Annotated in this window: 21 protein-coding genes; 20 read left to right on the forward strand and 1 reads right to left on the reverse strand. The window is 39.3% G+C overall.

Annotated features, from left to right (window positions below):
- Positions 1 to 84: 84 nt before the first annotated feature.
- The 20 genes from IGJ53_RS06615 (at position 85) to IGJ53_RS06710 (ending at position 20,473) form a co-directional block, all read left to right on the forward strand.
- Positions 85 to 2,265, forward strand: coding sequence for a Tex family protein (locus tag IGJ53_RS06615; RefSeq protein ID WP_010732483.1), 2,181 nt, complete (start codon positions 85 to 87; stop codon positions 2,263 to 2,265).
- A 19-nt stretch (positions 2,266 to 2,284) separates the two neighbouring features.
- Positions 2,285 to 2,755 carry a SprT family protein gene (locus IGJ53_RS06620; protein ID WP_002374542.1) on the forward strand — a complete coding sequence of 157 codons (471 nt, stop codon included), beginning with the start codon at positions 2,285 to 2,287 and terminating at the stop codon, positions 2,753 to 2,755.
- A gap of 27 nt (positions 2,756 to 2,782) precedes the next feature.
- Positions 2,783 to 3,544, forward strand: coding sequence for a YdcF family protein (locus IGJ53_RS06625; RefSeq protein WP_010732484.1), 762 nt, complete (start codon positions 2,783 to 2,785; stop codon positions 3,542 to 3,544).
- Positions 3,545 to 3,674: 130 nt separating this feature from the next.
- Positions 3,675 to 5,009 (forward strand): UDP-N-acetylmuramate--L-alanine ligase, encoded by a 1,335-nt coding sequence (gene murC, locus IGJ53_RS06630; protein WP_002319131.1) that lies wholly within the window; start codon positions 3,675 to 3,677, stop codon positions 5,007 to 5,009.
- Between the two features lie 306 nt (positions 5,010 to 5,315).
- Positions 5,316 to 5,801 (forward strand): MaoC/PaaZ C-terminal domain-containing protein, encoded by a 486-nt coding sequence (locus IGJ53_RS06635; protein ID WP_002291977.1) that lies wholly within the window; start codon positions 5,316 to 5,318, stop codon positions 5,799 to 5,801.
- Positions 5,794 to 6,477 carry a Bax inhibitor-1/YccA family protein gene (locus tag IGJ53_RS06640; RefSeq protein ID WP_002374546.1) on the forward strand — a complete coding sequence of 228 codons (684 nt, stop codon included), beginning with the start codon at positions 5,794 to 5,796 and terminating at the stop codon, positions 6,475 to 6,477. Before IGJ53_RS06635 ends, IGJ53_RS06640 begins: the two co-directional genes overlap by 8 nt.
- A gap of 124 nt (positions 6,478 to 6,601) precedes the next feature.
- Positions 6,602 to 9,247, forward strand: coding sequence for a DNA polymerase I (gene polA, locus IGJ53_RS06645; RefSeq protein WP_259741870.1), 2,646 nt, complete (start codon positions 6,602 to 6,604; stop codon positions 9,245 to 9,247).
- 44 nt (positions 9,248 to 9,291) lie between these two features.
- Positions 9,292 to 10,128 carry a DNA-formamidopyrimidine glycosylase gene (gene mutM / locus IGJ53_RS06650; RefSeq protein WP_065773060.1) on the forward strand — a complete coding sequence of 279 codons (837 nt, stop codon included), beginning with the start codon at positions 9,292 to 9,294 and terminating at the stop codon, positions 10,126 to 10,128.
- Positions 10,092 to 10,721, forward strand: coding sequence for a dephospho-CoA kinase (coaE, locus tag IGJ53_RS06655; RefSeq protein WP_149557753.1), 630 nt, complete (start codon positions 10,092 to 10,094; stop codon positions 10,719 to 10,721). Before mutM ends, coaE begins: the two co-directional genes overlap by 37 nt.
- A gap of 51 nt (positions 10,722 to 10,772) precedes the next feature.
- Positions 10,773 to 11,105: a hypothetical protein gene (locus IGJ53_RS06660; RefSeq protein WP_002348395.1), complete on the forward strand. Its 333-nt coding sequence runs from the start codon at positions 10,773 to 10,775 to the stop codon at positions 11,103 to 11,105.
- A gap of 313 nt (positions 11,106 to 11,418) precedes the next feature.
- Positions 11,419 to 11,970 (forward strand): transcriptional regulator NrdR, encoded by a 552-nt coding sequence (gene nrdR, locus IGJ53_RS06665; protein ID WP_123839190.1) that lies wholly within the window; start codon positions 11,419 to 11,421, stop codon positions 11,968 to 11,970.
- A gap of 22 nt (positions 11,971 to 11,992) precedes the next feature.
- On the forward strand, positions 11,993 to 13,366 hold the full coding sequence (locus IGJ53_RS06670) for a replication initiation and membrane attachment family protein (RefSeq protein WP_002374556.1): 1,374 nt from the start codon (positions 11,993 to 11,995) through the stop codon (positions 13,364 to 13,366).
- On the forward strand, positions 13,366 to 14,292 hold the full coding sequence (gene dnaI, locus IGJ53_RS06675) for a primosomal protein DnaI (protein ID WP_438749893.1): 927 nt from the start codon (positions 13,366 to 13,368) through the stop codon (positions 14,290 to 14,292). The genes IGJ53_RS06670 and dnaI overlap by 1 nt, the downstream gene beginning before the upstream one ends.
- A 128-nt stretch (positions 14,293 to 14,420) precedes the next feature.
- On the forward strand, positions 14,421 to 14,861 hold the full coding sequence (locus IGJ53_RS06680) for a hypothetical protein (protein WP_002374558.1): 441 nt from the start codon (positions 14,421 to 14,423) through the stop codon (positions 14,859 to 14,861).
- Between the two features lie 143 nt (positions 14,862 to 15,004).
- Positions 15,005 to 15,706: a tRNA (adenine(22)-N(1))-methyltransferase gene (locus IGJ53_RS06685; RefSeq protein ID WP_010732490.1), complete on the forward strand. Its 702-nt coding sequence runs from the start codon at positions 15,005 to 15,007 to the stop codon at positions 15,704 to 15,706.
- On the forward strand, positions 15,703 to 16,824 hold the full coding sequence (locus IGJ53_RS06690; RefSeq protein ID WP_010732491.1) for a Nif3-like dinuclear metal center hexameric protein: 1,122 nt from the start codon (positions 15,703 to 15,705) through the stop codon (positions 16,822 to 16,824). The genes IGJ53_RS06685 and IGJ53_RS06690 overlap by 4 nt, the downstream gene beginning before the upstream one ends.
- A 13-nt stretch (positions 16,825 to 16,837) precedes the next feature.
- A complete protein-coding gene (pepT, locus tag IGJ53_RS06695; RefSeq protein WP_002291957.1) occupies positions 16,838 to 18,070 on the forward strand; it encodes a peptidase T in 1,233 nt (410 codons plus the stop codon).
- A 130-nt stretch (positions 18,071 to 18,200) separates the two neighbouring features.
- A complete protein-coding gene (locus IGJ53_RS06700; RefSeq protein ID WP_438749896.1) occupies positions 18,201 to 19,115 on the forward strand; it encodes a diacylglycerol/lipid kinase family protein in 915 nt (304 codons plus the stop codon).
- Between the two features lie 28 nt (positions 19,116 to 19,143).
- Positions 19,144 to 19,416 carry a DUF1294 domain-containing protein gene (locus IGJ53_RS06705; RefSeq protein ID WP_086310831.1) on the forward strand — a complete coding sequence of 91 codons (273 nt, stop codon included), beginning with the start codon at positions 19,144 to 19,146 and terminating at the stop codon, positions 19,414 to 19,416.
- A 10-nt stretch (positions 19,417 to 19,426) separates the two neighbouring features.
- The gene (locus IGJ53_RS06710) at positions 19,427 to 20,473 is read left to right on the forward strand and encodes a lysylphosphatidylglycerol synthase transmembrane domain-containing protein (protein ID WP_010732493.1); all 1,047 of its coding nucleotides are present in this window, start codon (positions 19,427 to 19,429) and stop codon (positions 20,471 to 20,473) included.
- A 104-nt stretch (positions 20,474 to 20,577) separates the two neighbouring features.
- On the opposite strand, the gene IGJ53_RS06715 is transcribed toward IGJ53_RS06710, so the two are convergent.
- A complete protein-coding gene (locus IGJ53_RS06715) occupies positions 20,578 to 21,927 on the reverse strand; it encodes an MFS transporter (RefSeq protein ID WP_438749899.1) in 1,350 nt (449 codons plus the stop codon).
- Positions 21,928 to 22,010 lie beyond the last annotated feature (83 nt).

The raw sequence follows: 22,010 nt of genomic DNA on the forward strand, positions 1-22,010 counted from the left end.
ATATTGTTTCTTTCAGCAGTTTAACCCATGATAAAAAGTATGATAGAATAAAGAAGCAATTTTTAGCAGAAAAGAGGCATTTTAATGACGGAAAATTTGAACCAGACAATCATTCAGCTTGTACAAAAAGAGCTTTCAGACTATCGTCCCAAGCAGTTGACGACTGTACTTAATTTGTTAAATGAAGGAAACACCGTTCCTTTTATCGCGCGTTATCGAAAAGAAATGACTGGAAGTCTTGATGAAGTCCAGATTCGTGAAATCGAAGAGCGGTATGCATATCTTGAAAACTTAGAAAAACGAAAAAACGAAGTGATTCGGCTGATCGATGAACAAGGGAAGCTGACCCCTGAGTTAGAAACAGAAATCACGCAATCCGTAAAAATGCAACAAGTGGAAGATTTATATCGTCCATACAAACAGAAACGACGGACAAAAGCAACGATTGCTAAAGAAAAAGGACTTGAACCACTCGCACTGTGGCTGATGCAGCTTACAGATGGAGAGGTGCAATCGGAAGCAGAAAAATATATCGATAAAGAAAAAGAAGTCTCTTCTGCTGAAGAAGCGTTGCAAGGTGCGCATGAGATCATTGCTGAACAAGTCAGCGATAATGCAAAATTTCGGACTTGGATTCGGTCTTATACGTATAACAAAGGCATGTATGTCAGCCAAGTCAAGGATGAGCAAGCAGATGAAAAAGGCGTATACGAAATGTATTATGACTTTGCAGAACCTGTCCATAAAATGGTTTCTCATCGGATATTGGCCACTAATCGAGGAGAAAAAGAAGAGGTTCTCAAAGTGTTCCTTCAAGTAGACGAAGCAGCAGTTTTAGCTTACTTGGATCGCCAATTAGTGAAAAATCCTGCCTCTCCTTCTTCTTCCTTTGTAAGAGAAGCCTATCAAGATAGTTATAAACGCTTTATACAGCCGGCAATCGAGCGAGAACTGCGTAATGAATTGACTGAAAAAGCGGATGAGCAAGCCATCGCTATTTTTGGAGAAAATCTTCGCAATCTTTTGTTGCAACCGCCGCTAAAAGGTAAAGTCGTACTGGGATTTGATCCGGCCTATCGTACTGGATGTAAACTAGCAGTCGTAGATGCGACAGGAAAAGTTTTGGCAATCGAAGTCATTTATCCGCATAAACCTGCAGCACAAGCGAAAAGGGAAGCTGCTGGTCCAGCTTTTATCCAATTGATCAATCAATATCAAGTAGATATGGTAGCTATCGGGAATGGAACAGCCAGTCGGGAATCAGAACTTTTTGTGGCTGAGCAATTGAAATCAGCCGACCATAAAGCCTATTACGCCATTGTCAATGAAGCTGGCGCTTCTGTTTACTCCGCTAGCGAAATTGCACGAAAAGAATTCCCGCATCTACAAGTAGAAGAAAGAAGTGCTGTTTCTATTGCCCGTCGTCTGCAAGATCCTTTAGCTGAATTAGTCAAAATCGATCCTAAAGCTGTCGGTGTAGGACAGTACCAACATGATGTTTCTCAAAAACGTTTGGCTGAACAATTGGATTTTGTCGTGGAAACAGCGGTCAACCAAGTAGGCGTGGATGTGAACACGGCTAGTCCACAGCTCTTGCAGCACATATCAGGATTGAATAAAACGACTGCCCAAAACATTGTCAGTTATCGTGAAGAAAATGGAGAATTTACTGCACGAACTCAGCTGAAAAAAGTGCCACGTTTAGGACCAAAAGCATATGAACAAGCAATCGGCTTCTTGCGAGTTCCTGGCGGGAAAAACATTTTGGACAACACCGGTATCCATCCCGAAAGTTATTCTATTGCGAAAGACATATTAATGACAGTCCATCTTTCAGAAAAAGAGCTTGGGACAGAAGAAGCAGTAGAAAAATTGACACGGTTATCCGCGGAGAAACTGGCTGAAAGCTTATCAGTCGGAGAAGAAACGTTAGCCGATATTTTAGCTGGGCTGACACAACCTGGACGAGATATGCGTGATGAGATGCCAGCGCCCCTATTGCGTACAGATGTGTTGAGTATGGAAGATTTGAAACCAGGTATGGAATTGACTGGAACGGTCCGTAACGTCATCGACTTCGGCGCATTTGTCGATATCGGTGTGAAACAAGACGGACTTGTCCATATCTCAAAACTTAGCAAAAAATTTGTCAAGCATCCAACAGACGTCGTGTCAGTCGGAGATATCGTGACGGTTTGGATAGAACAAGTTGATACGAAAAAAGGCAGAATCAGTTTGACGATGCTTTCCCCTTATGAAGAGTAACAATGAGGAGTAACAAAAATTGACACAAGAAGAACTGCAGCAGTTAGTAGAAGAGATATCATTAAAAAGCTTCCAGCGTCCTTTCAAGCACCAAGCAATGTTCAATCCACGCTTGCGTACAACTGGCGGGCGCTATCATTTAAACGATCATCATTTAGATTTTAATGCAAAGCTGTTTGAAGAGTCAGACAAAGAGACGATTGCAGGAATCATCAAACATGAACTTTGCCATTATCATCTGCATCTAACTGGAAGAGGATATCGTCATAAAGATATGGATTTCAAGTATCTTTTGAAAAAAACAGGAGGATTGCGCTATGCGCCAGCCTTGACGAAGAAACAGATAAAGATCGAATATTATCAATGCCAAGATTGTTCTGCCACGATCTGCCGCAAAAGAAGAATCGATGTACACAAATATCGTTGTGGAAGATGTCATGGGGAAATCAAATGGATTGAGACAAAGAGAGAAAGCCTCAATGAAGTATAAAAAATCAGATGAAAGGATGAAGAGTTTTTGGAAAAAAATGAGCAGAGAAATCTAAAAGACTGGAATCAGTTATTAGCCTTTTTAGCCGCACCTGATGAGAAAGATTTTGAGAAATTGTCGGCACCTACACTTATTTTAGCTGGAAACGGTCTTCCTATCTTAGCTGATAAAGCAGCACAAATGTATGTAAATGGTCAAGTAGAACGTTTGTTTTTGGTCGGCGGGGTGGGTCATGCGACTAGGATCCTTTATGAGAATTTTGAAAAGCAAGGATTTCATTTTGAAGAAGGCATGAGTGAAAGTGAAATCTGTCGTCAGTATCTAAAAGAAGTCTATGATTTGCCCGATAAGGCTTTCCTGATAGAAACGAAGTCTACAAATTCTGGAGAGAACGCCACTTTTTCACTGGAGATTCTTCATTCCTTAGATGCTGTACCAGAAAAAGTCCTATTGATGAATGATCCAACACTGCAACGCAGGACTCGAGCAACTTTTGAGAAAGTATGGCAAAATGAACAAACTGTTTTCGCAAATGCTGTGCCATTTGTGCCGGAAATCCTTCACTTTTCTGAGGAGATCATCTTTACAGCAAAAGAACTGAACCATCAATGGCCGAAGGAATATTTCTATGCACTGGTGTTAGGAGAAATGGAACGACTCCACGATGATGAGAATGGCTATGGTCCAAAAGGAAAAGATTTTATTCCTCATATTGATATATCAGAAGAAGTTTGGTCTTCTTATACAAGAATCAAACAGTCAATAAAAACAGATTTTTCCCGTACATGACCTTTTTAGCAGGCGAATCCTCCTTTCTAAATAAATTTGGTTGAAATTTTCAATCGTTTATAAGATAATGAGGAGCGTGTTGAATGTAATAGCTAAAAGAATGGACGCTAGATAAGAGAAGAGGATTCAAATGGAAAATCAAAATAAATTGTATCATTTCGTTGGTATCAAAGGTTCAGGAATGAGCTCCTTGGCTCTTGTTTTACATGAACAAGGTTTAAATGTCCAAGGATCAGACATTGAAAAATATTTCTTTACACAAAGAGATTTAGAAAAAGCAAATATCACGATTCTGCCATTTAACGCAGAGAATGTAAAACCAGGTATGACGATTATTGCAGGAAATGCATTTCCTGATTCACATGAAGAAATCCAGCGAGCAAAAGAATTAGGTTTGGAAGTGATTCGCTATCACGACTTTATTGGTCATTTTATCCAAAACTATACGAGTATCGCTGTAACAGGTTCTCACGGAAAAACAAGTACGACTGGTCTGCTCTCTCATGTATTGAGTGGTGTCCGTCCAACAAGTTATCTAATTGGAGACGGAACAGGCCATGGTGATCCGCAAGCGGAATTCTTTTCATTTGAAGCCTGTGAATATCGCCGTCATTTCCTTGCCTATTCACCAGACTATGCGATCATGACAAACATCGATTTTGATCATCCGGATTATTATACAAGTATCGACGATGTATTTACAGCTTTCCAAACAATGGCTGGGCAAGTGAAAAAAGCTATTTTTGCGTACGGTGATGACGCTTATTTACGCAAATTAGAAGCAGATGTGCCGATTTATTATTATGGTGTCACAGAAAATGATGATATCCAAGCACGAAACATCGAACGTACAACATCCGGTTCTGCTTTTGATGTCTATCATGGGGATGAATTTGTTGGACATTTCACTGTACCAGCATTCGGCAAACACAATATTTTAAATGCTTTAGGTGTTATTGCAGTCGCGTATTTCGAAAAACTGGATCTGAAAGAAGTTGCGGAAGAAATGTTGACTTTCCCAGGAGTAAAACGTCGATTCAGTGAAAAAATCGTAGCAGACATGACCGTAGTCGATGATTATGCGCATCACCCTGCAGAAATCAAAGCAACGATCGATGGCGCACGCCAAAAATATCCAGATAAAGAAATAATTGCAGTTTTCCAACCCCATACGTTTACGCGTACGATTGCATTGATGGATGAATTTGCAGAAGCACTTGATTTAGCTGATAAAGTTTACTTATGCGATATTTTTGGTTCGGCTCGGGAAGAACAAGGAAACGTTAAGATTGAAGACCTTGGAGCGAAAATCAAAAAAGGTGGAGAAGTCATCAAAGAAAATAATGTATCTCCATTATTAGATTATCATGATGCAGTAGTAATCTTCATGGGTGCTGGAGATGTTCAAAAATTTGAACAAGCATATGAAAAACTTTTAAGCAGCACGACGAAAAATGTACTGTAATACAATTACTGCAGTGTCCTTATAAAAATAGAAAGAGGGAGAGTGGCAAAATTCTTGTCATGCTCCCTTTTTTACAACTTTTGATAAACGGCGTTCAAAAGCTTGCATCTGCGGTAATAAGCCCAACCAAATCAAAAACATGAGAAGCTGTTTTTTCTTGACTGTTCTTATTACTTGATGCAGGACAGCTTTTTCACGACCTCTTTAAACTATAGGAATCTGTTAAATCAATGGAGCAGAACTTGCCTTTTGTGCTGCTTTTGGTACAATAATGTATGATTAAAAATAAACTGGAGGGTTTCTATCTTGAACATAGGTAAGCCGAGAAAACTAGGAAAAACAATAAATGAAATCGAGGAAGGCGACTCGTTATCCTTAACAGAATCTATTGAAGATAACCAGCTTTTGCTGTATTTGGGATTGACGAATGATGCAAATCCTTTGTACATCCAACATGACTTTGCACAAAAAACAGAATATCATCAGCCAATCGTTCCATCAGTGATGCTGATGGGGATCATCACAAGTGCAATTTCAAAGCATCTTCCTGGACCAGGATCACATGTTGTCAATTTTTCTGTCAATTTTATTGAACCGGTTTTCCATTATGAAACACTGACTTTTCAGTTTGAGGTCATAAAAGTAGATAAGATGAAGGATGTGGTGACGATTTCTGTAGAAGCGGAAAACACGAACGAAGATCGTGTGTTGGATGCTGTTGTTATGGTCCAACCGCCACAAGTTCCTGAATTGGAAATAGCAATCGAAAGTGAAGGTGAATTAAATGAATAATCCAAGTACATCAATGTCAGGTATCAATCGTTTTTATGCAAAAGTTTATGGTTTTTTAGGTATGGGACTTGCCCTTAGTGCTGTCACTTCTTACTTGGCTCTTTGGGTATTTCCTTTGCAACTAGCAACTTTTATCAATAACTTTCCATTAGGCTTTATGGGTCTGTGGATCGTTGAACTGATTTTAGTAATGGTTCTAGGCGTAAAAGCACAAAAGAATCCGAGCTTAGCAATCGGTGGATTTATTGCCTACTCTCTTTTGAATGGCATAACATTAGCAGTTACTCTTGCATACTACGATATTGGAACAGTAACGCAAGCTTTCTTGACAGCTACCTTGATGTTCATGGGGATGTCTGTTGTCGGAGTAACAACAAAACGAGATCTTAGCGGGGTTGGAAGAGCAGGACAGGCTGCTTTGATCGGAGTGATCATTGCACTAGTCTTGAACATCTTCATTTTGAGAAGTAGCGCAGTTGAGCTGTTTATCTCACTGCTTTTAGTCGTCATCTTTGCAGGGATCACAGCTTATGATAACCAAAGCATTCGTAATATCTATGTCCAGACAAATGGAACAGCACATAGTGGCATTGCTGTATTCATGGCATTGAAGCTGTATTTGGACTTTATCAACTTGTTCTTGGCGTTTCTAAGAATCTTTGGACGGAACAACTAAAAAAGAAAAAATTGATCAGTTGGGGCTATACCGAAATATTTGGTATGGTCCCGCTTTTTCTTTTCGCATTCCGCATGATTCTTTGTTAGAATGAATAAGAACTTTACAGTAAGGAGTTAAGAAGATGACAAAAAATAAATTATTACTCGTTGATGGGAACAGTGTGGCTTTTCGCGCATTCTTTGCGCTGCACAATTCCCTTGAACGTTTCAAAAACAGAAACGGTCTTCATACAAATGCAATCTATGCATTCAATACGATGTTTGAAAATGTTATGCAAAAAGAGCAACCGACGCATGTTCTGGTTGCGTTCGATGCAGGAAAAACGACCTTTCGGACAGAAATGTATGCGGAGTACAAAGGCGGAAGATCTAAAACACCAGGCGAATTCAAAGAACAAATGCCATATATCCGTGATTTGTTGACGGGATTAGGTGTACAGTATTATGAATTGCCCAATTATGAAGCGGATGATATTATCGGTACTTTGGCTGAAAAAGTAGACAAAGATCAATTTGATGTCGTCGTACTTTCCGGTGATCGGGATTTGACTCAATTAGCTAGTAAAGAAGTCAAAGTGGATATCACTGTAAAAGGTGTCAGCGATATCGAAAGTTATACACCAGAACATGTGGCGGAAAAATATGATGGATTGACACCAAAACAGATTATTGACATAAAGGGGCTAGCCGGAGATGCCTCTGACAATATCCCAGGTGTGACTAAAATCGGTGAAAAAACAGCTATCAAGCTATTGAAACAATATGGCTCAGTCGAAGGAATCTATGAGCATATTGATGAAATGAAGCAAAGCAAAATGAAAGAAAATCTGATAAATGATAAAGAGCAAGCGTTCTTATCGAAAAAATTGGCAACCATCAATACCTCAGCGCCTGTGGAGGTCTCTATCGATTCACTGAAGTATGAAGGGAAAAATCTCGATAAACTCGTTCCGTTTTATAAAGAAATGGATTTCAATCAGTTCCTTTCTAAACTGAATATCGTTGAAGAAGAAGTAAAAATGGATGATATTTTATTTGAAGTCGTGCATGAATTTAAAGAGGAAATGTTTACTACGGATATGGCACTATACGTGGAAATGATGGGAGACAATTACCATACAGAGGAAATTGTCGGAGTAGCGTGGGGGACAGAAAAGAAAATCTATGTCACGAATGATCTGTCTGTATTCGAAAACCAAGCGTTCCATTCTTGGATCACTGATCCGACCCGATTGAAAAAAGTATATGATGCGAAACGAACTTATGTTGCTTTAAATCGCTATACTGGAAAAACGAAAGGAATCGATTTTGATGTCTTGCTAGGTGCATACCTTCTCGATACGAATGAAAAAAGCACAGATATCGAAGGAATAGCCGCACATTACGGATACAACGATATTCAATCAGATGAAACTGTATACGGCAAAGGGGCGAAAAAAGGTTTACCAGAAGAAGAGGAACTCTTTTTTGCTCATTTGGCGCGAAAAGTAGCTGCAATCAATGCGTTGACACCAAAATTGAGCCAAGAACTGGCAGATAAGAACCAAGAAGATCTTTTCCGAAAAATGGAACTGCCCTTGTCTATCATTTTGGCAGAGATGGAAATAAGCGGGATCAAAGTAGATGCGACTCGCTTACAAGAAATGAAGGGCGAGTTTTCTGCTCGCTTAAGAGAGATCGAACAAAAAATCTACGAAGAAGCCGGCGAAGAATTCAATTTGAATTCACCAAAGCAATTAGGAGTGATCTTATTTGAAAAAATGGGATTACCCGTTATCAAAAAAACAAAAACTGGGTACTCTACAGCCGTAGATGTACTGGAACAGCTTCGTGAACAAGCACCAATCGTAGAGGATATCCTAACCTATCGTCAAATCGCAAAAATTCAATCTACCTATGTCGAAGGACTGCTGAAAGTGATCCAATCAGATGGAAAAGTGCATACTCGTTATGTCCAGACATTGACCCAAACAGGACGATTAAGCTCTGTTGATCCTAATTTGCAGAACATCCCGATTCGATTAGATGAAGGGAGAAAGATACGTCAGGCATTTGTTCCTAGAGAAAAAGACTGGTTGATTTATTCTTCTGACTATTCACAAATCGAGTTACGCGTACTTGCGCATATCTCAAATGATGAACATTTGAAAGCTGCCTTCCTAGAAGGTCAAGATATCCATGCCAGCACAGCGATGCGCGTATTTGGAATTGAAAAGGCAGAGGATGTCACACCAAATATGCGTCGGCAAGCAAAAGCAGTGAATTTTGGTATCGTGTATGGCATCTCTGATTACGGACTTTCACAAAATTTAGGCATCAGCCGAAAAGCAGCACAGCAATACATCGATACGTACTTTGAAAAATACCCAGGTGTCAAAGAATACATGGAAAGAATCGTACGCGAAGCAAAAGACCAAGGCTACGTCGAAACGCTGTATCACCGCCGTCGATATTTGCCAGACATCAATTCAAGAAATTACAATATCCGTTCTTTTGCGGAACGAACAGCTATCAATACACCAATTCAAGGAAGTGCTGCTGATATTTTGAAAATCGCGATGATCGAATTGGATAAACGATTGAAAGAAACAGGTCTTCAAGCTACGATGCTGTTACAAGTTCATGATGAACTTGTCTTCGAGGTACCTGAAAAAGAACTTGAATCGTTAGATAAATTGGTGAAGGAAGTTATGGAACAAGCTGTTTCTCTCCATGTACCACTGATCACTGACAGCAGTTGGGGAAAAACGTGGTACGAAGCAAAATAAACATTGTTTAAGACAGAGCAATATAATGAAGGTGAAAAGAAAAAATGCCAGAATTACCAGAAGTAGAAACCGTTCGTAAAGGATTGGAACGGTTAGTAGTAGGAAAAACGATTCAGAAAGTGCAAGTCTTGTGGCCCAAGATCATCGAGCAACCAGAGACACCCATCTTTGAGGCTTCTCTTGTTGGCGAAACCATCCAATCCATTGGACGTAGAGGGAAGTTTTTGATTTTTCATCTCGATCATTATGAACTGATCTCACACTTGCGAATGGAAGGAAAATATCAATTCACGAAAGAAAATACACCAATCGATAAACATACGCATGTACTTTTCTTTTTTGAGGACGGGAGCCAACTTCGCTACAACGATGTACGAAAATTTGGTCGTATGACAATCGTCGAAAAAGGAGCAAGTGCAACTTACCGAGGAATCATGAAATTAGGACCTGAGCCATTGCCTGACAGCTTTTTATTAGCAGATTTTGCAGCTGGACTGAAAAAATCGCACAAAGCAATCAAGCCTTTACTGCTAGATCAACGTTTAGTAACGGGACTAGGTAATATTTATGTAGACGAAGCATTATGGGAAGCGAAGATCCATCCAGAACAACCGGCGAATACATTACGTCCAAAAGAGATAGAACAATTACGTCTATCGATCATTGATGTTTTGAATCGTGCAATAGAAGCCGGAGGTACCACGATTCGCAGCTATTTGAATGCATTAGGAGAATCAGGCGGATTCCAAGTAGCACTGCATGTCTATCAGCAAACTGGTAAACCATGTATACGTTGTGGGACACCGATCGTGAAAACAAAAGTGGCACAAAGGGGGACTCACTATTGTCCGAATTGTCAAAGGCTGAAAATCGAAAAGTAGGCTTTGTTTTAGGTTTGACGGGCGGAATAGCTACTGGCAAAAGTACGGCAGCCAAAGTCTTTCAGTCTCATGGATTTCCTTTGATCGATGGCGACGTGATTGCCAGAGAAACTGTTGAGCCTGGAACGCTTGCTCTGAGGAAGGTTGTGTCCGTGTTTGGCCAAGAGATATTGCAGTCTGATGGTCAGCTAGATCGAGGGAAACTTGGGATGATTGTTTTTCCATCAAAGGAGAAACGGCAAAAACTTGATCAGCTATTAGATCCGTTTATCCGAAAAGCGATAAAAGATCAAATCGCCTCTCTAAGTTCCAAGCATCCTTTAGTAATTGTAGATATCCCATTGCTCTACGAAGGTCATTATGACCACTATATGGATGCAGTAGCTGTCGTTTATACCACGCCAGATATTCAACTCAGACGCTTGATGAAACGTAATCAGCTAACACTAGAACAAGCGCAGCAGAGAATTAGCAGTCAACTTCCAATCGAAGAAAAAAAGCAGCGTGCGGATATTTTGTTTGACAACAACGGAACGAAAGAGGAACTTGTGGAACAAATCAAAAATTGGCTTTCAGCTAATCGCTTTCTTTGAGTATCTGTGTCAAGTTTGCTATCCTGAGTATATAGAAAGCGAGGGATAGCGATGGGATCATTTAAAAACCAAAAGGATAAAGTCGTAGGTAACGCAAAAGAAAAAATCGGCGAAATTCTCAATAAAGAAAATCTAATCGATGAAGGTCGTACGCAATCAGAAACAGCAGAAGAGAAAGAAAAGCAGTACCAAGCAAGAATCGATGAAATAGAAGACCAGCAGGCAGAAAAAGAAGCGAAACAGCAAGATTTGACTCAAGAACGAAAAAATCCGGCACCTGATCGTAGTAAGACACCGCTCCCAGAAAGTGAACACATTCCTGATGAACAAAAGATCGAGGAACAACGAATGAAACACTATACAGGAATCGAAGAGAAGTTATAAAATAGTAAGAAATAGAGACGTGACTTGAAGCAGATGATAAGATGTTCATCTGCTTCAAGTTTTTTGTGCTAGTCGACTAAATCAGCTTTTGGGCGAGTCATTTCTCAGCAATCAAGGTCATCAGTACTGGAAAATTGAAATTGGTTTAGGACAGGGGACAGAATTACGCATGAAAATAGAAAAAATTGTTCTTATATCCGTGTTTTTTTGGGTAGGACAGTCGCGTTTGTGATTTGTTTCGTGTTATAATACAACTAGTTGTAAAGAAAGACACATCCTTTATATAAAAATGCGATGCAAGAGGTGAGACAAAATGAGATGTCCCAGATGTCAACATAATAATTCACGAGTAATCGACAGCCGTCAAGCAGACGATGGACGTGCGATCCGTCGCCGTCGCGAATGTGAGAATTGTTCGTTCCGATTCACTACGTTTGAACGAATTGAAGCTGCTCCGTTATTAGTCATCAAGAAAAACGGGGAACGCGAAGAATTCAATCGCGATAAAATTTTAAGAGGACTCATCCGCTCAGCAGAAAAAAGACCTGTAGCTATGGAGCAAATGGAACAAATCGTCAACCATGTCGAAAACCGCGTACGCAGTCTTGGGGAAAACGAAGTATCAACGAATCTGATTGGTGAATATGTGATGGAGGATTTAGTCGATTTAGACGAAATCGCGTATATCCGTTTTGCCAGTGTTTATCGCCAGTTCAAAGATATGTCTGTTTTCTTAAAAGAGCTGCAAGATATCGTGGATAAAGCAAAAGAAAATAATAAAGAGAATAATAAAGAGAATAATAAAGAGAATAATAAAGAGAATAATAAAGAGAATAATAAAGAGAATAATAAAGAAAACAATTAAGAAACAAAAAGGAGGCATTTCCTTGGAAAATGCTTGGAAAGAGCTTCAACCAAAAAATATTTACCAAGGAAGAAAAGAAGCTCCGCTGAGGGAAGACAGCAAGAACGCCTTGCTGTATCTTTATCAGCCACTGATCGGCGGAGAAGCCTTGAGTATCTATTTCACTCTATTATCAGAGATCTCGCAAGAATCTGGTGAAGGTCCTGAAGGGATGCATGCAGATTTACTCAGTAGTCTAGGCTGCGGGATCCCTCAATTTTATGATGCAAGAAAAAAGCTGGAAGGAATCGGCTTACTGGATGTTTATTTTAAAGAAGATAGCGATCTGGGGCCTCGTTTTATTTATGAGTTGTTAGAGCCACTCGTTCCTAAAGCATTTTTCAAAGATTCTGTTCTGGCATTTCTTCTTTTGGAAAAAGTTGGTGAACGACGATTCCAGAAGCTTACCCAGTTGTTTGAACCTAAAAGGCATACAACACAGGGATATCAAAAAATCACAAAAAAATTTTTAGATGTTTATCGCTTCAATGAAGCAGTATACGCTGCTAATCAAGAAAACATCGAATCACTGAATAAATCTTTTGAAGAATCTGAGCCAGCAGCATTACTTGAAACAGATTCGACATTCGATTGGCAATTTTTGAATGATTGGCTGGCAAAAAAACATATGACTGTTCTTGATGATTCAATCATCAAACAAGTCGACATGTATCATCAGCTTTATGGATTCGATGAACTAACTCTTGGTGAACTCATCAGTCAATCTTATGATTTTAGTGAACAAAAAGTATCCATGAAGGAGCTGCAAAAAGCTGTTTTAGCAATGCAGAGACGACCAGTAAAGCAAATAAAGGAAACAGTCGCTGTTGCTGAAAACAGCAATGAATCTCCGACGAACGAACATTTGACAAATGCAGCGCTTCAGTTGATAAAAGAAGCACAGAGCATTCCACCGATGAAATATCTGGAAGCAATCAAGTCAGAAAAAGGCGGATATGTTTCTAAACAAGAAAATTGGTTACTGCAAGACCTTGTTTCTCAATCAGGTCTTTCCAGCAGTGTGATCAATGTTTTGTTGAATTATGTATTGGTGATCAAAAATAATGCTAGCTTAAATGCTAGTTATGTGAATACAGTGGCAAATGAATGGGCACAAAAGAAAATCGCCACAGCAGAAGAAGCAATTCAGCATATTCGGCAAATAAGCAATCAAGCAAAACAATCAAAACAAAAGAAGCAAACAAATTATCCAAACGGCAAGCGAAATGTTCGGCGGGAAAAGCTTCCTGATTGGGTCAACCAGCCAAAAGATGAAAAACAGATCAGTAGTGAGAAAAAAGCAGAGATTGACCGCCGTTTTAAAGAATACCTGGCGAAAAAGGAGGGTGACATCTAATGGAAGACGTAGGCAAAGAATTGAAGAGGATCATCAGCAAACGTAATTATCAAGAAAAATATGCTGAAATGATTGCTGACGTCCTAAATGATGCGGATGTTCAAGCTTTTCTAAGTGCACACCAAGAAGAACTGACACAAGCAGATATTGAAAAAAGCTACGCCAAATTGTATGAGTTCGTGCAAGAAAAGCGTAAATATCAAAAAAATGATCCCACGATGATCGCTCCAGGCTACGAGCCGAAGTTGACGTTGAATTTTCATTATGTGGATGTCACTTATGTACCAACAGAAGCATTGTTAGCTCGGCAAAGACAAGAAGAAATCAGAAGCCGAGTAAAAGCAATGGATATGCCAAAAGATATTCAATCAGCATCTTTTGAAAACTTTGAGCGTACAGATGGACGAGGATATGCGAGCTTAGAAGCCCTAGATTTTGTAGAGAAATATACTGCAGATCCAAAAGGGTATCATAAAGGTCTTTATTTGGTAGGGAGTTTTGGTATTGGAAAAACATACTTATTAGGAGCAACAGCGAGAGAACTAGCGATTGCTGGTTTCACCACGACATTAGTCCACTTTCCGACGTTTGCCGTTGAGATGAAACAGGCAATCGGAAAAGATCAAGTGGCAGAAAAGCTATATGCAGTGAAGCGTTCCCCCATTTTAATGATTGACGATATTGGTGCAGACGCGATGAGCAGTTGGATACGGGATGAAGTATTCGGCGTCATCCTTCAATATCGGATGCAAGAACAGCTACCGACATTCTTCTCATCAAATTTCACAATGGATGAATTGGAACAGCATTTGTCCGTCACTCAACGTGGAGATGAAGAGCCGCTGAAAGCAAAACGCATAATGGAACGCATACGTTATTTGACAAAAGAAATCGAAATGACTGGTCGCAACCGTCGCAATGGTTGAACAGTTGATAAGTCCAACTGATATTTGACCAAGGAGTAAAAGCAGGTCAGCGAATCTTTACATGGACAGAAATGACCGGAGACAATCACCGCAACAAGTAATGCAAAAACTTAAACGGAGGATTTTTTATGAGGGCTATTTTTTCTAGTATATCTGTAGTTGGTCTATTTTTTATTTTAGCAGGATGCGGTAGTGCAGATAGCAACACAGGTTCTGTTGATTCGATTGATGCGGGTCAAACAGTAAAAACAAGCAGTACGAAAACGGAGGGACAAAGCATATTTGTAGGAACGATTGAAAGCATCACTCAAGTAGAAGCGGAAGAAGAAACGATTCAGCTGAAACTCGTCGATGTCATGGCAAAGGAAGATCCAGCGAATATGGGGACATCATTCAGCAATGACGGAGTGATTTTGAACGCTACTGCTGAAAAAATAAGCGTGGACATAAATGAACTGAAAATCGGTGACAAAGTCCAATTTACATTAGTTGAGATGCCAATCATGACGATGTCTATCCCACCACAAGTGCCTGGAGATTCGATTATTGACGTTTCGTTGAACAAATAATCAGAAACACTTTATTCAAAAAAAGAATATGTTGTTTTATAGAACAAAAAGGTATATTTTTTAAGGAGATCTGGGAATTTTTTTATTCCTAGTCTCCTTATTTTATATGGAAAATGCTATAATTACCTAGAAGGAGTGAAGCTATGAACCATTTAGATTTATCTCAGCGCTTAGCGGCAGTTGGTGACTTTGTCCCTGAATCTGCTCGTTTAGCAGACATTGGATCAGATCACGCATACTTACCTGTTGCATTGATGCTAAAAGGAAAAATCGAATATGCAGTTGCAGGTGAAGTCGTTCAAGGTCCTTATGAATCAGCACGTAAGCAAGTCCAAAAAGATGGATTGGAAGACCGTATCACTGTACGTCTTGCAAATGGTCTAGATGCGATCCAACCGCAAGATGCTATAACGGCTGTCACAATCGCGGGTATGGGAGGTTCGCTGATCCGAGATATCCTAGAAGCTGGCAAGTTGCATCAACGCCTAAGTGGACAAGAACGTTTGATCCTTCAGCCAAATATCGGAGAGCGTACGTTACGATCTTGGCTGCAAGAAAACCAATACAAAATCCAATCAGAAAAAATACTTGAAGAAAACAAAAAAATATATGAAATCATTGTAGCCGAAAAAGAACAAAAACCAGTTACTTACAGTGAAATGGAGCTGATGTTCGGGCCATTTCTGCTTGAAGAGAAAAGTGAGATCTTCAAATCAAAATGGACAAGAGAGCTTCAACAAAGAAAAGCTATCCGTGAACAGCTCAAACAAGCAGCTAATCAAGAGGCACGTCAAAAACAAATCGAGCAGGAAATCCAAATGATTGAGGAGGTTTTAGAGTCATGACAATCAGCGGACGTACCTTCATCCAAAAGTTTGAGAGCTATTGTCCTCAATGGCTAGCTGAAGAAGGAGACCCAGTCGGACTGCATATTGGAACATTAGATAAACCGATTCAACGAGTAATGATGACATTGGATGTTCGCCCAGAAGTGGTCGAAGAAGCAATCGAGAAAAAAATCGATCTGCTGATTGCTAAACATCCCCCAATCTTTCGTCCTATAAAACGGCTGACTACTGATCAGCCGCAAGAAAAAATGTATGCAGATCTGTTGAAACATGATATTGCCGTTTATGCGGCACACACGAATATGGATATTATTTGGGACGGACTGAATGACTGGTTTTGCGAACTTCTTGGTATTGAAGTGGAGAGTTATTTAGTGAAGACTCATGAAATCCATTATAAAAAACTGGCGGTTTATGTACCTGTGGATCATGCACAGAAAATGCGTGAAGCATTAGCTGCATCTGGCGCTGGTACGCAAGGCGATTATACTGGTACAAGTTTTACCTCGATTGGACACGGTCGATTTACTCCAAATGTTGGTGCACAACCAGCGATTGGGAAAGTAGGGAAGACAGAACAAGTTCAAGAAGCAAAAGTCGAGGTTATTTTGCCCGAAACAATCGAAAAACAAGTGATTGATGCCATGCAATCAGCTCATCCTTATGAAGAACCTGCGTACGATCTTTTCGCAATTGATGCACCAGTCGAAAAGTTTGGGCTAGGTCGAATAGGTGAATTACCGCAAGAAATCCCCTTAGAAATATTTGTGGAACAAGTAAAAAAAGTTTTCCAATTAGAGGGACTGAGAATCGTTCAGCCTCAAAAAACAAAATCATCCATCAAGCGTATTGCGATTTGCGGTGGAAGCGGCGAAAAATTTTATCCGCAAGCAATCGCTCAAAGAGCAGACGTCTATATCACCGGAGACATCTATTATCACACGGCTCATGATATGCAAAGCGCCGGATTGATCGCAATTGATCCCGGACATTATATTGAATCGTTATGTAAGGAACGGTTCATCGAGAAATTTGAGACTTGGAAACAAGAAGAAAATTGGGCTATTGACTTTTTCGTCTCTGAAACGAATACAAACCCATTTCAATTTAATTAAAGGAGAGAATACTATGTACGAAAATCTTTTGCCACGTTTTTTACGGTATGTCAAAACAGAAACACGCTCCGATGCAACAAGCAAAACGACCCCATCGACTCAGACACAAGTTGCTTTTGCGCAAGAATTGAAAAAAGAATTGGAAGAGTTAGGTTTATCTGATGTTTTCTATAATGAAGACAATGGATTCGTTATGGGAACATTACCAAGCAATGTCGATCATGAAGTGCGTTCTATTGGATTTATTTCCCACATGGATACAGCAGACTTTAATGCAGTAGGAGTCAATCCACAAATCATTGAAAACTATGATGGAGAGTCTACGATCGTACTAGATGCGGAAGAACGTTACACGTTGAATACAAAAGATTTTCCAAATTTGAAAAATTATGAAGGTCACACGTTGATTACTACAGATGGCAGTACTTTACTGGGAGCAGATGACAAATCAGGGATTGCGGAAATCATGACTGCAATGGAGATCTTAATCAATAATCCTTCTATCCCTCATGGTACCATCAAAGTAGCTTTTGGTCCTGATGAAGAAATCGGTGTCGGAGCGGATAAATTCGATGTTGAGCAATTCAATGTGGATTTTGCTTATACAGTCGACGGCGGTCCTTTAGGTGAATTGCAGTATGAAACATTCAGTGCTGCTCAAGCAAATATCACGATCCAAGGGAAAAATGTACATCCGGGGACGGCAAAAGATACGATGATCAATGCTTTACAGCTGGCCATTGATTTTCATAATCAGCTTCCAGCCGATGAAGTTCCAGAAAAAACAGAAGGATACGAAGGTTTCTTCCATTTGATGGCATTGAATGGGAATCCTGAAGAAGCTTCTATGAGTTATATCATTCGCGATCATGATCGTGAAAAATTCGAAGCACGCAAAGCACAAATCACACATATCCAAGAAGAATTGAATCAACGATTTGATCAAGAACGAATCAAAGTAGATATGTATGATCAATATTACAACATGAAAGAAATCATCGAAAAAGATATGAGCATCGTGGAATTAGCGAAACAAGCAATGATCGAGCTTGGGATCTCTCCAGTGATCGAACCAGTCCGTGGAGGAACAGATGGTTCAAAAATCTCTTACATGGGGATTCCGACGCCAAATCTATTTGCCGGAGGAGAAAATATGCACGGTCGATTCGAATTTGTTTCTTTACAAGTAATGGAAAAAGCAACAGATGTGATTGTTAAAATTGCAGAATTGAACACAAAGAGTTAAAATCAAAAAAGAACAGCTTATGACAAGGCGTTCGTCCGATGATGGAATGTCATCTGTCTAAGGCTAAAGGGCAGGACAATGGAATGGATTGTCCCGCCCTCTTTTTTGAAGAGTAATTAGGAGGTAAAGAATGGAAAAGCTGCTAGTTTTTTATAACAAAAGTTCAGGGAAAGATGAGGGTGAGAAATTAGCACGCTGGTTTCAAGATTATGTAAAAGAAAAGCAACCGGAATTATTTGTAGATTTAGCTGAAACTGGCCCGTCGATTGACCATGCGGATTTAGTCAAGAAAGCAGAAGCTATAGGAGCCGATACTCTAGTGATCATAGGAGGGGACGGCACGATCCATCATATCGTTCAAGCGTTCCAGCAAACGTTATCTCAGTATCATATCGGGTTACTTCCAGGTGGAACAGTCAATAATCTCGCACGTGTCCTTGAAATCCCCTTGAAGAAAGAAGAGGCTGCTGATGTGATTCTAGAAGGAAATGTCCGAAAAATAGACTATGGCCAAGTCAATGATGCAGTCATTATCTCTACACTGACAATCGGTATCTTAGCCGATACAGCAGTTTGGATCAGTCAAGAAGAAAAACAGCGTTATGGCTCGTGGATTTTTATCAAGAAATTCTTTAAGTTATTGCTGAAGAAGAAAAAATATCATTTGGATTTAGAAACAGACGAGGAGCATTGGAAAGGAAAATCCCAGTTATTGACAGTCACGATGTCTAACTCCGTGGGCGGCTTTACAAATTTCGACGACTCAGCGACCCCAGATGATGGAAAATTCCATGTAACGATCGTACCTTCCTTAGATATTTTCCGATTTATTTTTTATTTGCCTAGAATCATGAGAGGAAAATTCTATACGATACCTGGCATCACTTATTTCACAGCCAAACGCATGAAAATCAAAGCACAGGAAAGATATGTTGGCACTCGGACAGATGGAGACACGACAGATGATCTTCCAGTTGAATTATCTGTTGTATCAAAAGGATTAGCAGTTTATTCACCAAAAAAAGAAGAAAAAGATCAGAAATAGTAGTTAATAGAAAGTTGGAAGAAGAATAATGGATGTATTGTTACACAATCCTTTGTGGTTTTATCTATTCATTGTAAATTTTTATTTATTTTGTCTGATGGGATATGATAAACATCAGGCTCGAACTGGCGGCTGGCGTGTACCTGAAAATAATTTGATATTTGTTAGTCTGTTAGGCGGTGGTTTGGGAGGATTGATTTCTCGGAAAGTTTTTCATCATAAAACAAGGAAAAAGAAGTTTACCGTAGGATTCATTGCGGGTGTGCTTGTTGATTTGATTCTCATTTATTTTTTCCATTAAGGAGCAGGAGATGTCATCTAAAGGAACGAAAATTAAAATCATTCTGAATCTGCTTTTGCTGATTGCGATTTTTGCTATTATTTATTATTTAATCAATCAATCATTTGCAGATATCTTTGCTGAATTACTGTCTACCAGTGTTGTCGTTTTGGCAGCCACTGTTATATTAGGGACAGTTTACCAAATCGCTGAAGGGCGCTCGATCAAAGAGATTGCGGAACCTTTCGCGCCGAATTTTACAACGAAAGATGGGTTTCTGACCTCTAGCTATATTGCATTTTATCGAATCGTTTCATTTGGTACAGGAACATTGATCTCAGAAATTTATTTTTATAATAAAAAAGGAATGAAACTGTCTCAGGGAGCAGGGGTGACAGCACTCCATATGATCATGTACAAACTTGCAGTGATTACCTATGCGTTAGCTGGCTTGCTCATCCAATTCTCTCTTTTTTATTCTAATAGTCCGTCAATGATCTGGTTTATTATTGCTGGCATTCTTTTGACGATCGTGATTGTTGCCTTTTTATTGGTAATGTCCATCAGTCTGAATGTCCAAATATTTTTTGTCAGCTTATCGAATAAGTTATTTAAGAGTGAGCGTTTGCGAAAATGGGTGGATACATGTAATCAGCAGATCTACTCTTTAAGGGAAACGGTCCAAACCATTATCCAAGACAGGACTGCGCTATTGCGGATTTATCTATGGAATATGTTGAAACTTGTATTTTGGTATGTACTTCCCTATTTGATTCTGATTGAAAACCATCCTAAAATAGATTTCCTACTGACCATTTCGTTTATCAGCTTTGCAGTAGTGCTTTCAGGAGTTATTCCTACGCCAGCTGGTATTGGATCCTTTGAATTTGTCTACTTGTTATTGTTTAGACCAGTTGTCGGAACAGTTGACGCAGTTTCTTCGCTTTTGTTGTATCGTTTCAGTTCCTTTATCTTGCCATTTCTCTATGGATTTGTGTATGTGATTGCTGAACGGCGAAGAGTGATCAAAGAAGAAATAATAGAAGTAAAAAAAGAGAATAAAGAAAATCAAGGGTAGGTCTTTTATAAAATCTACCCTTTTTTTATAAAAGAAAAACATTAGGAAGCTATGTCACTTGAACATGTAAAACATTTTTTCTTGAAGCAACTCTACCAATGCATTTATTCTTGACTGTCTTTTTTTAAAAGAACCATTAAGATGCTTAATAGAACAACAAACAAAGCAGAAAAAAATACTCCCTGATAACCATCAATTGAAAAAGTACTTTTACCAAACAATTGGAATACGATACCAAAAAAAGTGATCATGAAGCTTTGACCTAGATTTCTGCAAAGGGTGATGAAACCAGATACCGTACTGATATTTTTATCTGTAGCTAAAGCTTGTGCAGACAAGACACTTGTAGTAACCGTTGTGCCAGTACCAAAACCTGAAAAAGAGGCTAAGATAAGGAGAACGAAATAAGGCGTCATTTGTGGTAGAAATCCTAAAATAAGAAAAACTAAACCATTCATCCCCATACAAAAGGTTAACAAACGTTTCGTGCCAAAACGTTTTCCTAATGGCACAGCAATCATCGATCCAGTAATAAAAAAGACAGAGGAAGGTAAAAGCGCTAAACCACCAAGGCTAGGAGATAAAGAAAGTTGCGTCTGAATCCATAACGGAAGATATACTTGAAACCCCATCATTGCTCCATTCATGAGAAAAGTAACGAGGTTGAACAAAAGAAAGTCAGATGATCTCAATGTTTCGACAGGTAAGACTGGTTCCTTTACTTTATTTTCATAGGAAAGCAAAATGAAAGAAACAAGGATGCCAAAAAGGAACACGCCGCCACCAAGTATAAAATGATCTGGTATTATCTGGATACCAACTAGTAAAAGAAATAAAACTGTGATCAGAAAGAGATATTGTCCCAGTTCTTGATAAGAAAAAGAGACAGACGGACGTTTTTCTTCATCATAGAATAAAAGTAAGATCAAAATCGTTATTAAGCCAACAGGAATGTTTATAAAAAATACCCAGTGCCAACTAAAGTTTTCGACCAATAGCCCTCCTAAAAGAGGAGCAGCTAACGAAGCAATCCCCCATGCTGAATTATTCAATCCCATTATTCTTCCGCGAGATTCATAATCAAATAAATCACCAATCAGAGAGAAAGTAATGGGCATGATTCCTCCCGCACCTATTCCTTGAATCATCCTAAAAAATACCAGAATAAAAAATGATTGGGAAATACCGCAAAGAAAAGTACCTGTCATAAACAAGAGCAATCCAATGATAAAAATCGGTTTCTTTCCATACTGATCCGCCAGACGGCTGAATACAGGTGTTGACAATGCACTGGAAAATAAGTAACTAGAAAACAGTAAGGCAATCGGGATTTCACGACCAAAACTATTAGCAATAGCATTAGCAGCTGTGATGACGATCGTGGATTCGACTGCAGTCATAAATGTAGCAAGATAGATTGCTAGTAATATCCATCTTTTTTTTGTTTGACTCATCTTTTTTCCTCCTAAAAATCTTTTTAAGCATCCTACAAATTGACAAGTTCAATTATTTGTTTTAGAATATGCTTGCGCACGCA

Source organism: Enterococcus sp. DIV1283b, assembly GCF_051710965.1.
In the GTDB taxonomy this organism is placed as follows: domain Bacteria; phylum Bacillota; class Bacilli; order Lactobacillales; family Enterococcaceae; genus Enterococcus_B; species Enterococcus_B lactis.

Bases quoted from the DNA above. Each gene is read 5' to 3' on its own strand.
- IGJ53_RS06615 (WP_010732483.1), top strand. From the start codon at position 85: ATGACGGAAAATTTGAACCAGACAATCATTCAGCTTGTACAAAAAGAG.
- murC (WP_002319131.1), top strand. From the start codon at position 3,675: ATGGAAAATCAAAATAAATTGTATCATTTCGTTGGTATCAAAGGTTCA.
- IGJ53_RS06640 (WP_002374546.1), top strand. From the start codon at position 5,794: ATGAATAATCCAAGTACATCAATGTCAGGTATCAATCGTTTTTATGCA.
- polA (WP_259741870.1), top strand. From the start codon at position 6,602: ATGACAAAAAATAAATTATTACTCGTTGATGGGAACAGTGTGGCTTTT.
- mutM (WP_065773060.1), top strand. From the start codon at position 9,292: ATGCCAGAATTACCAGAAGTAGAAACCGTTCGTAAAGGATTGGAACGG.
- IGJ53_RS06660 (WP_002348395.1), top strand. From the start codon at position 10,773: ATGGGATCATTTAAAAACCAAAAGGATAAAGTCGTAGGTAACGCAAAA.
- nrdR (WP_123839190.1), top strand. From the start codon at position 11,419: ATGAGATGTCCCAGATGTCAACATAATAATTCACGAGTAATCGACAGC.
- dnaI (WP_438749893.1), top strand. From the start codon at position 13,366: ATGGAAGACGTAGGCAAAGAATTGAAGAGGATCATCAGCAAACGTAAT.
- IGJ53_RS06680 (WP_002374558.1), top strand. From the start codon at position 14,421: ATGAGGGCTATTTTTTCTAGTATATCTGTAGTTGGTCTATTTTTTATT.
- IGJ53_RS06685 (WP_010732490.1), top strand. From the start codon at position 15,005: ATGAACCATTTAGATTTATCTCAGCGCTTAGCGGCAGTTGGTGACTTT.
- IGJ53_RS06690 (WP_010732491.1), top strand. From the start codon at position 15,703: ATGACAATCAGCGGACGTACCTTCATCCAAAAGTTTGAGAGCTATTGT.
- pepT (WP_002291957.1), top strand. From the start codon at position 16,838: ATGTACGAAAATCTTTTGCCACGTTTTTTACGGTATGTCAAAACAGAA.
- IGJ53_RS06700 (WP_438749896.1), top strand. From the start codon at position 18,201: ATGGAAAAGCTGCTAGTTTTTTATAACAAAAGTTCAGGGAAAGATGAG.
- IGJ53_RS06705 (WP_086310831.1), top strand. From the start codon at position 19,144: ATGGATGTATTGTTACACAATCCTTTGTGGTTTTATCTATTCATTGTA.
- IGJ53_RS06710 (WP_010732493.1), top strand. From the start codon at position 19,427: ATGTCATCTAAAGGAACGAAAATTAAAATCATTCTGAATCTGCTTTTG.
- IGJ53_RS06715 (WP_438749899.1), bottom strand. From the start codon at position 21,927: ATGAGTCAAACAAAAAAAAGATGGATATTACTAGCAATCTATCTTGCT.